This window comes from Amycolatopsis sp. NPDC048633 (assembly GCF_040650695.1).
Taxonomy (GTDB): Bacteria; Actinomycetota; Actinomycetes; order Mycobacteriales; family Pseudonocardiaceae; genus Amycolatopsis.
Genome location: NZ_JBEZHS010000026.1, coordinates 16089 through 29416, shown reverse-complemented (window position 1 = coordinate 29416; position 13328 = coordinate 16089). Strand labels below are relative to the sequence as shown.

The window sequence follows — 13328 nt, the reverse complement described above, 5'->3', positions numbered from 1 at the left end:
TGATTCACTCGCAAGCTCGCTCATGCCTTGCTCCCGGGGTGTGCCTCGAGCTCGTCGTCGGTGTAGTACTTCCCGAGCTCGCCGAACTCGAACAGCTCCAGCAGGTCCTGCCGCAGCGGCACCTGCTCCTTCACCACGACGCCGATGTCCGGGACGACCGGGTTGTCACCCTCCGACGACGAGCACACCAGCAGCTTGTGGCGCCAGTCTGCGTCCATGCCCGGGAAGTCGTCCCGCGTGTGCCCGCCCCGGCTCTCGGTCCGCGTCAGCGCGGCCTTCGCCACGCACTCGCTGACCATCAGCATGTTGCGCAGGTCGATCGCGAGGTGCCAGCCGGGGTTGAACTGCCGGTGCCCCTCCACGGTGACGCGCAGGATCCGCTGCCGCAGCTCGCCGAGCTTCTCCAGCGCCTGCTCGATCTCCCCGGCCTTGCGGATGATGCCGACCAGGTCGTTCATCGACTGCTGCAGCTCGGTGTGCAGGGTGTACGGGTTCTCCGCCGTCGCGCCCTCCGGCGGGTCGAACGGCGCGAGCGCCATCTTCGCCGCGGCGTCCACATCGGACTGCGCGGCCGCGGGCCGCTCGGTCAGGCCGTCCACGTACTCGGCGGCGCCGAGCCCGGCGCGACGGCCGAACACCAGCAGGTCCGACAGCGAGTTGCCGCCGAGCCGGTTGGAGCCGTGCATGCCGCCCGAGCACTCGCCGGCGGCGAACAGGCCGGGCACGCTCGCCGCGGCCGTGTCCGGGTCGACCTCGATGCCACCCATGACGTAGTGGCAGGTCGGGCCGACCTCCATCGGCTCCGCGGTGATGTCGACGTCCGCCAGCTCCTTGAACTGGTGGTACATCGACGGCAGCCGCTTCTTGATCTCCTCGGTCGGCAGCCGGCTCGCGATGTCGAGGAACACGCCGCCGTGCGGGGAGCCGCGCCCCTCCTTGACCTCGGAGTTGATCGCGCGGGCCACTTCGTCGCGGGGCAGCAGGTCCGGCGTGCGCCGGTTGTTGTCCGCGTCGGCGTACCAGCGGTCGGCTTCCTCTTCGCTTTCCGCGTACTGGCCCTTGAAGACCTCGGGCACGTACTCGAACATGAACCGCTTGCCCTCGGAGTTCTTCAGCACGCCGCCGTCACCGCGCACGCCCTCGGTGACGAGGATGCCCTTGACGCTCGGCGGCCAGACCATCCCGGTCGGGTGGAACTGGACGAACTCCATGTTGATCAGCTTCGCGCCCGCCCGCAGGGCCAGCGCGTGGCCGTCACCGGTGTACTCCCACGAGTTCGACGTCACCTTGAACGACTTGCCGATGCCGCCGGTGGCGAGCACGACCGCCGGCGCGTCGAACAGGATGAACCGGCCGCTCTCGCGCCAGTAGCCGAACGCGCCGGCGATGGCGCCATCGGCGGTGAGCAGCTCGGTGACCGTGCACTCGGCGTAGACCTTGATCTTCGCCTCGTAGTCCCCGGTCTCGGCGAAGTCCTCCTGCTGCAGCGAAACGATCTTCTGCTGCATCGTGCGGATGAGCTCGAGGCCGGTGCGGTCACCGACGTGCGCCAGCCGCGGGTAGGTGTGCCCGCCGAAGTTGCGCTGGCTGATCCGGCCGTCGGCGGTGCGGTCGAACAGGGCGCCGTAGGTCTCCAGCTCCCAGACGCGGTCGGGCGCCTCCTTGGCGTGCAGCTCGGCCATCCGCCAGTTGTTGAGGAACTTCCCGCCGCGCATGGTGTCGCGGAAGTGGACCTGCCAGTTGTCGTTCGAGTTCGCGTTGCCCATCGACGCCGCGCAGCCGCCCTCGGCCATCACCGTGTGCGCCTTGCCGAACAGGGACTTGCACACGACCGCCACGCGGAAGCCGCGTTCTCTGGCTTCGATCACCGCGCGCAGACCGGCACCACCGGCACCGATCACCACCACGTCGTAGCTGTGCCGTTCGACCTCGGTCATGTAGGTATTCCACCTCGGAAATGGGGACGTCGTTGTCGGGAGGGGCGGAGGCTAGTTCACGAATCTCAGGTCCGTGATCGCCCCGCTGGCCACGAGCATGACGTAGAAGTCGGTCAGCACCAGCGTGCCGAGCGTCGTCCAGGCCAGCGCCATGTGGCGGGTGTTGAGCTTCGTCACCTGGGTCCAGATCCAGTACCGCACCGGGTGCTTGGAGAAGTGCTTCAGCCTGCCCCCGGTGACGTGCCGGCACGAGTGGCAGGAAAGCGTGTAGGCCCAGAGCAGGATGACGTTGGCGAGCAGGACGATGTTGCCCAGCCCGAAGCCGAAGCCGCCGGTCTTCCCGTGGAACGCGGTGATCGCGTCGTAGGTGTTGACCAGCGAAACGACCAGCGCGACGTAGAAGAAGTAGCGGTGGACGTTCTGGATGATCAGCGGCAGCCGCGTCTCGCCGGTGTACTTCGCCTTCGGTTCCGCGACGGCGCAGGCGGGCGGGGAGAACCACACCGCCCGGTAGTAGGCCTTGCGGTAGTAGTAGCAGGTCAGGCGGAACCCGAGCAGGAACGGCAGCACGACGAAGCCGAGCGGGATGATCCCCGGCAGGTCGCCGAACCAGTGGCCGAAGTGGCTCGAGCCCTCGACGCAGGACGTGGACAGGCAGGGTGAGTAGAACGGCGTCAGGTAGTGGTAGTCCGGCACCCAGTAGGCGGTGCGCACGAACGACCGGACCGTCGCGTAGATGATGAAGGCGCTCAGCCCGAGCACGGTGAGCAGGGGCTGGAGCCACCATCGGTCGGTACGCAGGGTGCGTTCGGCGATCCTGGCCCGCTTGGGGGACCGGACGCCGGTGCCGACGCCGTTGTCAGCCGGAGCGCTCACCGCTGGTCGCGCTTGTAGCCGCCGACGCCTTCGTCGTCCGCGCCGTGCCACAGCGCCGGGTCGTACGGCGTGTCGGGCACCTGCACACGATCGGCGGGCTTCGCCTGCGACGGCACCGCGAGCGGCGTGCCGTCGAGGTCCGCGGTGTCGATGTCGAGGCGCTCCACATCGTTGGCGAGCCGGCGTACAGCCGACGCGTCGCCGTAACGAGAGCGCAGTGCGCCGACGCACTGCCTGAGCTGGCCGATGGTTCGCCGCAGCTCGGCGATCTCGGAGGTGGACATCATTCCTCCCGGGTGGTGGTGGGGCTGGCAGGGAACCGGCCGGGCGATCGCTCGCCCCTACGGCTTTGCCACGCGTCGTGCAGTGTGACAACTAGCACACTAACGGTTCTCCGGGTGATCGGGGTCACGCGGGTGGATCTTCTGAATCGATTTTGATTCGGCGTTTTCCCGAGGTACTGTGGCCAGTGTCACGACCCAGAGGCGCCAGCGCTGCCGTCCCGCGGACCACCACACACCAGTGATCCGGAGCCGGACATGAGCCAGACCTCCACCACGCACCCCGTCATCGCGGAAGTCACCGCCCGCATCGCCGCGCGCAGTGCCGCGACCCGGACCGCTTACCTCGACCGCATGGCCGCCGCGTACGCGGACGGCCCGGTCCGCCGCGGCCTCGCGTGCAGCAACCTCGCCCACGGTTTTGCCGCGATGGACGGCGTCGACAAGGAGGCGCTGCGAGCCGCGCGCGCTCCGGGTGTCGCGATCGTTTCCTCGTACAACGACATGCTCTCGGCGCACCAGCCCATGCAGGAGTACCCGGCCTGGCTGAAGAAGTCCGTGCGCTCCGCCGGGGGTGTCGCCCAGTTCGCCGGCGGTGTCCCCGCGATGTGCGACGGCATCACCCAGGGCCGCGCCGGCATGGAGCTGTCCCTGTTCAGCCGCGAGGTCATCGCGATGTCGACGGCGATCGCGCTCTCGCACGACATGTTCGACGCGGCCCTGCTGCTGGGCGTCTGCGACAAGATCGTGCCGGGCCTGCTGATCGGCGCGCTGTCCTTCGGGCACCTGCCGGCGATCCTCGTCCCCGCCGGGCCGATGAACTCCGGGCTACCGAACAAGGAGAAGGCGCGCGTCCGCCAGCTCTACGCCGAGGGCCTCGCGACCCGCGAAGACCTCCTCGACGCCGAAGCGGCGTCGTACCACTCGGCCGGCACCTGCACGTTCTACGGCACGGCCAACTCCAACCAGATGGTCGTCGAGGTGATGGGCCTGCACCTGCCGGGCGCCAGCTTCGTCCAGCCCGGCTCGGCGCTGCGTCAGGCGCTGACCGAGGAGGCGGGCCGCCGCGTCGTCGCGATCTCGCGCGGCGAGGAGTACACACCGGTCTCGCGGATCCTCGACGAGAAGGCGTTCGTCAACGGCGTCATCGCGCTGCTCGCGACCGGCGGGTCGACGAACCACACGATGCACCTGGTCGCCGTCGCCGCGGCCGCCGGCATCCAGCTGACCTGGGACGACTTCTCCGACCTCTCGGCCGTCGTGCCGCTGCTGGCGCGGGTGTACCCGAACGGCAGCGCCGACATCAACCACTTCCACGCCGCCGGCGGCATCCAGTTCCTGGTCGGCACGCTGCTCGACGCCGGGCTGCTGCACGAGGACGTGCACACGGTCGCCGGGTTCGGGCTGCACCGCTACCGGGCCGAGCCGATCCTGTCCGACGGCGAGCTGGTCTGGCGCGACGTCCCCACCCGCAGCCTCGACGAAGAGGTGCTGCGCCCCGCGTGGCGGCCCTTCGCCGCGGACGGCGGGCTGCGGATGGTCGAGGGCAACCTCGGCCGCGCGGTGGTCAAGGTGTCCGCGGTGGCGCCCGAGCACCGGGTCGTCCAGGCGCCGGCCCGGGTGTTCACGACGCAGGAGGCGTTCACGGCCGCCTTCGAGGCCGGCGAGCTGGACCGCGACGTCGTCGTGGTCGTCCGGCAGCAGGGCCCGCAGGCCAACGGCATGCCGGAGCTGCACGGGCTCACCCCGGCGCTGGGCGTGCTGATGGACCGCGGGCACGCCGTGGCGTTGCTCACCGACGGCCGGATGTCCGGCGCGTCGGGCAAGATCCCGGCCGCCATCCAGGTGACGCCGGAAGCCGCGGCGGGCGGCCCGATCGCCCGCGTCGCGGACGGCGACGTCATCCGGCTCGACGCGTCCACCGGCAGCCTCGACGTGCTGGTCGGTGACGAAGAACTCGCCCGCCGTGAGCTTGTGGACGGACCGCCGTCCGAAGCATCCTGGACCGGCACCGGCCGAGAGCTGTTCGCCGCGTTGCGCCGTGCCGTCGGACCCGCCGACCAGGGCGCTTCGGTCTTCGGCGGCTTGACGCCGGAGCACTTCGGAACGCCCGCTTTCGCAACCCAGGAGGTCGGTCAGTGACCACCGGTCAGGACCTGCTCGAGCTGTCCCCCGTGATGCCCGTCGTGGTGATCGACGACGCCGCCGACGCGGTGCCCACGGCCCGGGCCCTGCTCGCCGGTGGGATCGGGGTCATCGAGCTGACCCTGCGCACCCCGGCAGCCTTGTCGGCGATCGAGCGCGTCGCGGCCGAGGTACCGGACATCGTCATCGGCGCCGGCACAGTCACTTCGCCGGACCAGGCGAAGCAGGCGGCGGACGCGGGCGCGAAGTTCCTCGTGACACCGGGCTGCACGGACGCCGTCGTCGACGCGTGCTTCGAGACCGGGCTGCCGTTCCTGCCCGGCGCGAGCACCGTGTCCGAGGCGATGAAGCTGGCCGAACGCGGGCTGACGGCGCTGAAGTTCTTCCCGGCGGAGGCGTCCGGTGGCGTCGCGTACCTGAAGTCGATCGCGGGCCCGCTGCCCTCGCTGAAGTTCTGCCCGACCGGCGGGATCACGGTGGCTTCGGCGCCTTCGTACCTCGCACTGCCGAACGTCGGCTGCATCGGCGGCTCGTGGCTGACGGCCTCGCTCGATGTCGCGACGATCGAGAAGCTGGCCGCGGAAGCCGCGAAGCTGTAGCCGAGATCACCCCGCGGAATTACGGACCCGAACGGCGGAATCGGCGTCCGGATTCCGGGAGCACCGTTCCCAAGCAATGGAACGGTGCTCCTAACGGGTGTGGCGGCGGTCATGCGTTCGCCCGTTCGTTCCAGTGAACGGTCCATTTGCCTGACGGTCCGTGATTCACCCCCTGTTATCGTTCCTCCTCGCTGTTTCGAGCGAGGAGATCCGTTGTCCCTGACCGATGTGGTCGCGCCCAGCCCTGCCCCCGAGAACGTCGCCGCACTCATCGGCGAACGGCTTTCCCTGTCCGCCCTCCACCAGCTGGGCGGCACCCTCGGCGGCTATTCCTTCGTCAAGGTCGTGGTGGACCGCGAAAACGCGGTCATCCACTTCCTGAACGACGCGCGCCATTCCTTTCACGCGATCTATATCGGGGAAGAGATCCTCGGCGTCTCCGAAGACCGGGTGCGCGCCGAGATCGACTCCTACAACCAGGACTTCTACCACGCGCCGGACCGCCGGTTCCTGCTCGGCATCCTCGCCCGGCACCCGCAGATGCTGTCGTTGGAGACGGTCGAGGTCGACACCATGCCGGCCGCGCTGATCCGGGAGTTCCACGCCTTCGTCGCGCGGTACGTCGACCCGGCGCTGCCGCTGGTGTTCAAGCCGGCCAACCAGCTGCAGGAGCGGATCGTCCGGGAGATCCCGGCGAGCGAGCTGCCTCGCGTGTTCGCACACGAGCTGTTCTCGACGGCGCCGTTCGTCGCGCTGAACCCCGGCACGGCCACGGGCCGGCTGCGCGCGTTCCGCACCGAGGCCGAGTACCGGGCCGCCACGCTGGACTGGTCGGACATCATCGTGATGGACCGCGTGCCCGACGACATCCCGCGGCTGTCGGGCATCGTCAATGCCCGGCACACGACGCCGTTGTCGCACACCAACGTGCTGGCCACCGGCTGGCAGATCCCGAACGCCGTCCAGCTCGGCGCCCTCGCCGACATCGAGCTCCGCGGGCTCGACGGCAAGTGGGTCGAGTACACAGTGGACGCCCAGGCCCTCTTGCTGCGGGAGATTCCCGAGCCGGCCTCGGCGGCGCCGCCGAGCTGGTACGCCCAGCGCGTCACGCTGGAGGAGCCGGAGTCCGCGCACAGCCCGATCGTGAACCTGGCGCGGCTGCGCGCGTCCGACCGGTACCGCTACGGCACCAAGGCGGCCAACCTCGGCGAGCTGCACCACGTGCTGGCGCACGGTTCTCAGCGCCTGCTCGGCTTCTACCAAGTGCCGCGGCCGCCCCGGGAGAACCTGCTGCCGTACCTGGCGCGGCTGCTGGACGTCCCCGCCGGTGCCGACTTGGCTGCCGCGGCGCAGCGGCTGTTCGACGACCACGTCCGCGTGCCCCGCGGCATCGCGCTGCCGTTCTCGCTGCAGCGGCGGTTCCTGGAGTCGTCGCCGCGGATCCAGCAGGCCATCGGCAAGCTGAAGATGGCGTGCGAGCTGGACGCGCGGGAGATCGAGCCGCTGTGCGTGGAGCTGCAGAGCCTGATCCGGTCCGCCCGGCTGCCGGGCGCGCTGGCCGGGGAGATCGACTCCGCGCTGGTGTCGCAGCTGGCCGGCGTGCGGACGTTCGTCGTGCGCAGCTCGTCGAACGCCGAAGACCTGGCCGGGTTCTCGGCGGCCGGGATCTACGAGTCGCTCAACCACGTCACCACGGCCGAGCGGATCTTCGCCAGTGTCAAGGAAGTCTGGGCCTCGCTGGTGTCCGTGCGCAGCGTCCGGCTGCGGCGGCAGGCCGGGATCTCCCTCGACGAGTGTTACATGGGCGTGGTGATCCAGGAGCAGGTCGCGGCCGACTTCGGCGGTGTGCTGGTGACGACGAACCCGATGAACCGCGCGGACTTCCGCACGGTGTACGTCAATGTGTCACCTCGCGTGACCGACGTCGTCGACGGCTCGGCGTTGCCCATGCAGTACCTGTACTCGACGGTCGAGGGCGGCGGCCGCACGGTGTCGCTCGGCGACGCGGCGTCGGACCTCGACGAGCGGGCCCACGCGCAGCTGCAGCGGCTCGCGATCGCCGGCCGCCTGCTGCAGGGGCACTTCTCGCCCGACTACACGTTCGACTCGCCGGTGGACGTCGAGTGGCTCGCCGACGGCGACCACCTCCACCTCGTGCAGCTGCGTCCTTATTCTGTTTGAGCTTCCGGGAGACACGACCATGCTGGGCCTTCGCCTGCCCGCGAACCCCGCCGTCCGCCGGACCGTCCGGCTGACCTACGGGTTCCAGTTCTTCTTCGGCCTGCTGCTGTGGGTGCCGATCTTCTACCAGTACCAGAAGCTCGCCGGCCTCTCCGACGGCGAGATCTTCGGCATCCAGAGCATCTACTACATCGTGTTCTGCCTGCTGGAGATCCCGACCGGGATGATCGCCGACCGGTTCGACTACCGCACCTCGCTGACGGCCGGCGCCGGCGTGCTCGTGGCGGCGAACCTGGTGCCGGTGTTCCTCGGCTCGTACTCGGGGTTCTTGCTGCACTTCATCCTGATCGCGCTGGCGCGGTCGCTGGTGTCCGGCGCGCAGAGCGCGTACCTGTACGAGTACCTGCACGCTTCCGGTTCAGGGGACCACTACCTGCGGGTCGAAGGCGTCGGCCGCGCGTTCAGCCTGATCGGCAAGATCGTGTACTGGCCGGTGATCGGCCTCCTGATGACGTGGAACCTCCCCTCCCCGTACTGGCTGACGGCGATCAACGCCGCGGTGGCCTTGGTGTTCGCTTTGAAGCTCCCCGCGATCCCCGGCGGCCGCCGCGTCAAGGACAAGACGGCCTCGCTGCTCGCGGGCGTCGGCGGCGCGTTGTCGGCCCTGCGCTCGTCGCGGTGGCTGATGCTGCTGATGGTGCAGGGCATCGCGATGTTCACACTGGTCCGGATCTGCCAGGTGAACCTGTTCCAGCCGATCCTGGAGTCGAAGTCGCTGTCGGTGAACTGGTACGGCGCGGTGCTGGCCGCGATGACGGTCTTCGAAGCCCTGGGCGCGGCCCGCCCGCACCGGCTCCGCCGCGCGATCGGCCCGGTGGGTTCAGTGTTCACGCTGACGATCGTGATGGCGCTCTGCCTCGGCGTGGTGGTGTTCGTCGGCTCCTTCCCGACGGTGGTCGTGTTGTGCGTCTTCGCGGTGGCGACGGGGATCTCGTTCCCGGTGCAGAAGCAGCTGCTGAACGACTCCATCCCGGACTCCCGCTACCGCGCGACACTCCTGTCGATGGAGTCCATTGTGGATCGGGCAGTGTGCGCGTTGGTCGCGGTGACCCTGGGCGCGTACCTGTCGGCCGGGCAGCTGGACGAGTTCCTGGTGCTGTCGGCCGTGGTCACCTGCGTGGTGATGGGGCTGCTCGCGGTGCTGTTGCTCGCGGTCCGCAAGCACCGCTCGGACCGCCGTCGCCCGACCGAACGGGAGGCGGTGTCCGCGAACTCCGCCTGACGAACGGACCGGTACCCGCGCCGCAGGGCCGGCCGCCGCGTCAGTCGATGTAGGCGTCGTCGAGGAGGGTGGACTCCGCGCCGTACTCGCGGAGCTCCTCCTTGATCACCGTGTACGCCAGCCCCTGCGGATATCCCTTGCGGGCCAGGAAGCCGAGCAGCCGGCGCAGCGCCGTCTGCTCGTCGACGTTGCCCAGGGACCCGAGGCGCTTGCGCACCAATTCCCTGGCCATCTGCTCCTCGGACTCGCGATCGACCTCCCCCGCCGCCTGCGCCGCGACCTCGTCGTCGACGCCCTTGCGCCGCAACTCGGCCAGCAACGCGGTGCGGGAGAGCCCCTGCGTCTCGTGCCGGGACTTCACCCACAGCTCCGCGAACTCCGCGTCGTTGACCAGCCCCGCCCGGTCGAGCTTGCCGAGCAGGGTCTCGCTGGTCTCCTCGTCGAACCCCTTGCGGTGCAACGCCTGCCGGAGCTCCTCCTGAGTACGCGCACGCACGGCCAGGAGGTCGTAACAGATCTCCTTGGCCTTCTTGTACCGCTCCTCGGGAGGCAGCTCGGCCGGCGGAATCTTCGGCGCCCTCGCCACCTGTGGAACTCCTTCGATCAGAAGTCGACCGGCGCCGGCACGGCTTCGACGGCTTCGGCGTCGACCGTCGCGCCGATGCCGAGCTTCTCCTTGATGCGCTTCTCGATCTCGTTGGCGATGTCCGGGTTGTCGCGCAGGAACTTACGCGCGTTCTCCTTGCCCTGCCCGAGCTGGTCGCCTTCGTAGGTGTACCAGGCACCGGACTTGCGCAGGATCGCCTGGTCGACACCCATGTCGATGAGCGAACCTTCGCGGGAGATGCCGTGGCCGTACAGGATGTCGAACTCGGCCTGCTTGAAGGGCGGGGCCATCTTGTTCTTCACGACCTTGACGCGGGTGCGGTTGCCGACCGGCTCGCCGCCGTCCTTGAGCGTCTCGATGCGGCGCACGTCGAGCCGGATCGAGGCGTAGAACTTCAGCGCCTTGCCACCGGTCGTGGTCTCCGGGGAGCCGAACATGACGCCGATCTTCTCGCGCAGCTGGTTGATGAAGATCGCGGTGGTGCCGGAGTTGTTCATGGCACCGGTGATCTTGCGCAGCGCCTGGCTCATCAGGCGGGCCTGGAGGCCGACGTGCGAGTCGCCCATCTCGCCCTCGATCTCGGCGCGCGGCACGAGCGCGGCCACGGAGTCGATGACCAGGATGTCGAGCGCGCCGGAGCGGATCAGCATGTCCGCGATCTCCAGCGCCTGCTCACCGGTGTCCGGCTGGGACACGAGCAGCGCGTCGGTGTCCACGCCGAGCTTCTTGGCGTAGTCGGGGTCCAGCGCGTGCTCCGCGTCGATGAACGCCGCGATGCCGCCGTTGCGCTGCGCGTTCGCCACCGCGTGCAGGGCGACCGTGGTCTTACCGGAGGACTCCGGGCCGTAGACCTCGATGACCCGGCCGCGGGGCAGGCCGCCGATGCCGAGCGCGACGTCGAGGGCGATCGCCCCGGTGGGGATCACGGCGATGGGCGCGCGGCCCTCTTCGCCGAGGCGCATCACCGAGCCCTTGCCGTACTGCTTGTCGATCTGCGCAAGCGCGAGCTCGAGCGCCTTGTCCTTGTCGGGTGCTGCAGGCATGGAAGTCCACCTCGCTGGTCCGAGCCCCGTCGAGGGCTCTCTGTGTCTGTTCTTCAGCTGTCCGGTCCGACGCTAGCGGCGGGTACCGACAATTCCAGGCGCGGCGCCCAATCTGTGGATCGCTGGACCCGATGTGGACAACACCTTAGACGAACACCTGTTCGAGGTCGGCAACGACACACCCTTGCGCTAGGATTTTCGCCCGCCCGGGTCACGACCGGCCGGATCCGCGCAGGTCAGCGCCGTTCACGGGGGACGTCGAAGGCGTCGCAGACCTCTCGCCAGATGTCCTTGGCCGGGATTCCCGCGGTCAGCGCCTGGTCGACGGTGCGCCCGCCGAGCGCGCCGAGCACGTGGTCCCTGGCCAGCACCTGGGCCCGCCCGGGACCGAACTCGTCGGCCATCAGCCGCCGGAAAACCGTGATTCGCATCGAGCCCACTCTATCCGGACGGCGCGAACGGTCCGTTCGCGCCCGGTGCGCTACTCCCCGGGCTGGACGCTCGCTTCGAAGTAGTTGGCCAGCGTGCCCGGCGTGGTCGCCTCGGCCTGGTCGCTCGAGTTCAGCTGGTAGATGAACCCGACCAGCGGCCGGTCCGCCACCGTGAACACGAGCACGGCCGACGTCTTGCCCGCGGCCGACGAGTAGTGGCCCTCGAGTCCGTTGCCGCCCCAGTCGGCCTCGGTGCGGTCGCCGCCGGCCGAGGTGAGCAGGCCGTCGGTGTACTGCTTGAGCGCGTCGGCGCTGTCGCCCTGGACGTAGGTCACCTGCGTGCCCGCCCGGCCCGGCGCGGAGCAGGTCGAGGCCACCCCGAGGCTCTTCGCCGGCGCGGCCGGGCCGTTGCCCATGCCCGGCTTGCAGTCGCCGGTGTCGGCGATCTTCCCGGCGAGCTGGCGCAGGCAGCCGGTGAGGCCCTTGTCGTCGGCCTGCCCCGGCGTCTTGCACTGGTCGGCGGTGTAGGTCGTCGCCGAGGACGTCTGCGTCAGGAAGTAGGTCAGCCCCGCCGCCAGCACCACCACGACGGCGACCGCGATGCCGATGAGCAGCTTCTTCTTCCCGCCGGACTTCGGCTCCGCCTTCTCCGCGGAGGCGGCGGGCGAGTACGCGGGGAAGTTCGACGGCACCGGCTGTGGGCCGCTCGGCGGGAAGTTCGCCGGCGCGTAGCCCTGGTACTGCGGCGGAGGCGGCGGCGCGTACTGCGGGCGGTGCGGGGCGCCCGCGGCCACCGCCCCTTCGACGTTCTGGGTGCGCGCGCCCAGCCCGTCCCGGGCGACGTGCTGGGCACCCAGCGCGACGGCGGTCTCCGGCTGGTCGAGGCTGCCCGGCACGACGCCGAGCTTCTCCGCGATCATCGCGCCGACCAGCGGCAGCCGGCTCGACCCGCCGACGAGGTAGATGCCGGCCAGCCGGTCCGGGGTCAGCCCGGACGAGCGCAGCGTCCGCGAAAGCAGTTCGACGCTGCGCAGCATCGCCGGCCGGACCAGGCCCTCCAGCTCGCCGCGCGTGACGAGGACGTCCTTGAACGGCTCGGGCATCGGCACCTCGGTCTGCGGGTGCCGCGACAGCGCCTCCTTGGCCGCCTTGACGTCCTCCTGCAGCGCGCGCCGGGTGCGCCGGTCGGCGGTCGACTCGGGCCGGAGCAGCCGCTGCCAGCGCTGCGGGTCGGAGTGCGAGACCTCGCGCCCGACGTGCACCATCAGCGCCTGGTCGACGTCGAGGCCGCCGAGGTCGGGCAGGCCGTCCTCGGCGAGCACGGTGAAGCCGTTCTGCGTGGCGCCGACGACGGCGACGTCGAAGGTGCCCGCCCCGAGGTCGTAGACCGCGAGCGCCTGGCCGGGGGCCAGCGACTTGCCGGGGAACGACGCGAAGTGCGCCGCCGCGGCGACGGGTTCGGGCACCAGCAGGATGTTCTGGCCCACCCCGGCGAGCCGGGCGGCCGACATCAGGACGTTGCGGCGGGTCTGGCCCCACTGCGCGGGGTGGGTCAGCCGGACCTCGTCGGGCTGGTCGCCGCCGAGCTGGCGGGAGGTCTCTTCGAGCACGCGGCGCAGGATGGCGGCCAGCGCGTCGGTCACCGGGACGACGTCGGTGCCGAGCAGCAGGGTCTGCTCGTCGATGCGGCGCTTGGGGTTCGGCTCGAAGCGCGTCGGGTCGAGGCGGGCGCGGCGCTCGGCGTCGCGGCCGACCATGATCGTGCCGTCTTCGGCGGCGAAGACCGCCGACGGCATGTTGGCCGAGCCGTCCACCTCGACGACCCGGGGCGGCATGCCGTGCGCCGAAAGGACGGCGACGGTGTTGGACGTCCCGAGGTCCACCGACAGGATCCGCACTGCACTCCCCTTCACGAAAAACACGCCTTGACGGCGTTCGCCGTGATG

11 protein-coding genes are annotated in these 13328 nt (G+C 70.0%); 4 read left to right on the top strand and 7 right to left on the bottom strand.

Translation table 11 applies throughout. The annotated features are described in order from the left end of the window. Positions 1–20: 20 nt before the first annotated feature. The 3 genes from AB0C38_RS34530 to AB0C38_RS34520 are packed head-to-tail and all read right to left on the bottom strand — an operon-like array spanning position 21 to position 3097. A complete protein-coding gene (locus AB0C38_RS34530) occupies positions 21–1937 on the bottom strand; it encodes a fumarate reductase/succinate dehydrogenase flavoprotein subunit (protein ID WP_360681635.1) in 1917 nt (638 codons plus the stop codon). A 51-nt stretch (positions 1938–1988) separates the two neighbouring features. Then, positions 1989–2813 carry a hypothetical protein gene (locus AB0C38_RS34525; protein ID WP_360681633.1) on the bottom strand — a complete coding sequence of 275 codons (825 nt, stop codon included), beginning with the start codon at positions 2811–2813 and terminating at the stop codon, positions 1989–1991. Further along, positions 2810–3097, bottom strand: a complete 288-nt coding sequence (locus tag AB0C38_RS34520) for a hypothetical protein (RefSeq protein WP_360681632.1) — start codon at positions 3095–3097, stop codon at positions 2810–2812. The genes AB0C38_RS34525 and AB0C38_RS34520 overlap by 4 nt, the downstream gene beginning before the upstream one ends. A 255-nt stretch (positions 3098–3352) precedes the next feature. On the opposite strand from AB0C38_RS34520, the gene edd reads away from it, so the two are divergent. The 4 genes from edd to AB0C38_RS34500 all read left to right on the top strand — a co-directional run bounded on the left by edd (position 3353) and on the right by AB0C38_RS34500 (position 9301). After that, positions 3353–5236: a phosphogluconate dehydratase gene (edd, locus tag AB0C38_RS34515; protein ID WP_360681630.1), complete on the top strand. Its 1884-nt coding sequence runs from the start codon at positions 3353–3355 to the stop codon at positions 5234–5236. Further along, complete coding sequence (gene eda / locus AB0C38_RS34510) at positions 5233–5838, top strand: bifunctional 4-hydroxy-2-oxoglutarate aldolase/2-dehydro-3-deoxy-phosphogluconate aldolase (RefSeq protein ID WP_360681628.1); 606 nt, start codon at positions 5233–5235, stop codon at positions 5836–5838. The genes edd and eda overlap by 4 nt, the downstream gene beginning before the upstream one ends. 213 nt (positions 5839–6051) lie before the next feature. After that, positions 6052–8019 carry a PEP/pyruvate-binding domain-containing protein gene (locus AB0C38_RS34505; protein ID WP_360681625.1) on the top strand — a complete coding sequence of 656 codons (1968 nt, stop codon included), beginning with the start codon at positions 6052–6054 and terminating at the stop codon, positions 8017–8019. A gap of 19 nt (positions 8020–8038) precedes the next feature. Further along, a complete protein-coding gene (locus AB0C38_RS34500) occupies positions 8039–9301 on the top strand; it encodes an MFS transporter (RefSeq protein ID WP_360681623.1) in 1263 nt (420 codons plus the stop codon). Positions 9302–9341: 40 nt separating this feature from the next. On the opposite strand, the gene AB0C38_RS34495 is transcribed toward AB0C38_RS34500, so the two are convergent. The 4 genes from AB0C38_RS34495 to AB0C38_RS34480 form a co-directional block, all read right to left on the bottom strand. Next, positions 9342–9869 carry a regulatory protein RecX gene (locus AB0C38_RS34495; RefSeq protein ID WP_284741286.1) on the bottom strand — a complete coding sequence of 176 codons (528 nt, stop codon included), beginning with the start codon at positions 9867–9869 and terminating at the stop codon, positions 9342–9344. A 35-nt stretch (positions 9870–9904) separates the two neighbouring features. Continuing rightward, positions 9905–10951, bottom strand: a complete 1047-nt coding sequence (gene recA / locus AB0C38_RS34490; RefSeq protein WP_360681622.1) for a recombinase RecA — start codon at positions 10949–10951, stop codon at positions 9905–9907. 236 nt (positions 10952–11187) lie between these two features. Beyond that, positions 11188–11382, bottom strand: coding sequence for a DUF3046 domain-containing protein (locus AB0C38_RS34485; protein ID WP_360681621.1), 195 nt, complete (start codon positions 11380–11382; stop codon positions 11188–11190). Between the two features lie 50 nt (positions 11383–11432). Next, positions 11433–13280, bottom strand: coding sequence for an Hsp70 family protein (locus AB0C38_RS34480; RefSeq protein ID WP_360681620.1), 1848 nt, complete (start codon positions 13278–13280; stop codon positions 11433–11435). Positions 13281–13328 lie beyond the last annotated feature (48 nt).

What these genes read in the sequence shown, in the direction of transcription:
- AB0C38_RS34530 (WP_360681635.1), bottom strand. Translation starts at nt 1,937, where the DNA reads ATGACCGAGGTCGAACGGCACAGCTACGACGTGGTGGTGATCGGTGCC.
- AB0C38_RS34520 (WP_360681632.1), bottom strand. Translation starts at nt 3,097, where the DNA reads ATGTCCACCTCCGAGATCGCCGAGCTGCGGCGAACCATCGGCCAGCTC.
- edd (WP_360681630.1), top strand. Translation starts at nt 3,353, where the DNA reads ATGAGCCAGACCTCCACCACGCACCCCGTCATCGCGGAAGTCACCGCC.
- AB0C38_RS34500 (WP_360681623.1), top strand. Translation starts at nt 8,039, where the DNA reads ATGCTGGGCCTTCGCCTGCCCGCGAACCCCGCCGTCCGCCGGACCGTC.
- recA (WP_360681622.1), bottom strand. Translation starts at nt 10,951, where the DNA reads ATGCCTGCAGCACCCGACAAGGACAAGGCGCTCGAGCTCGCGCTTGCG.
- AB0C38_RS34485 (WP_360681621.1), bottom strand. Translation starts at nt 11,382, where the DNA reads ATGCGAATCACGGTTTTCCGGCGGCTGATGGCCGACGAGTTCGGTCCC.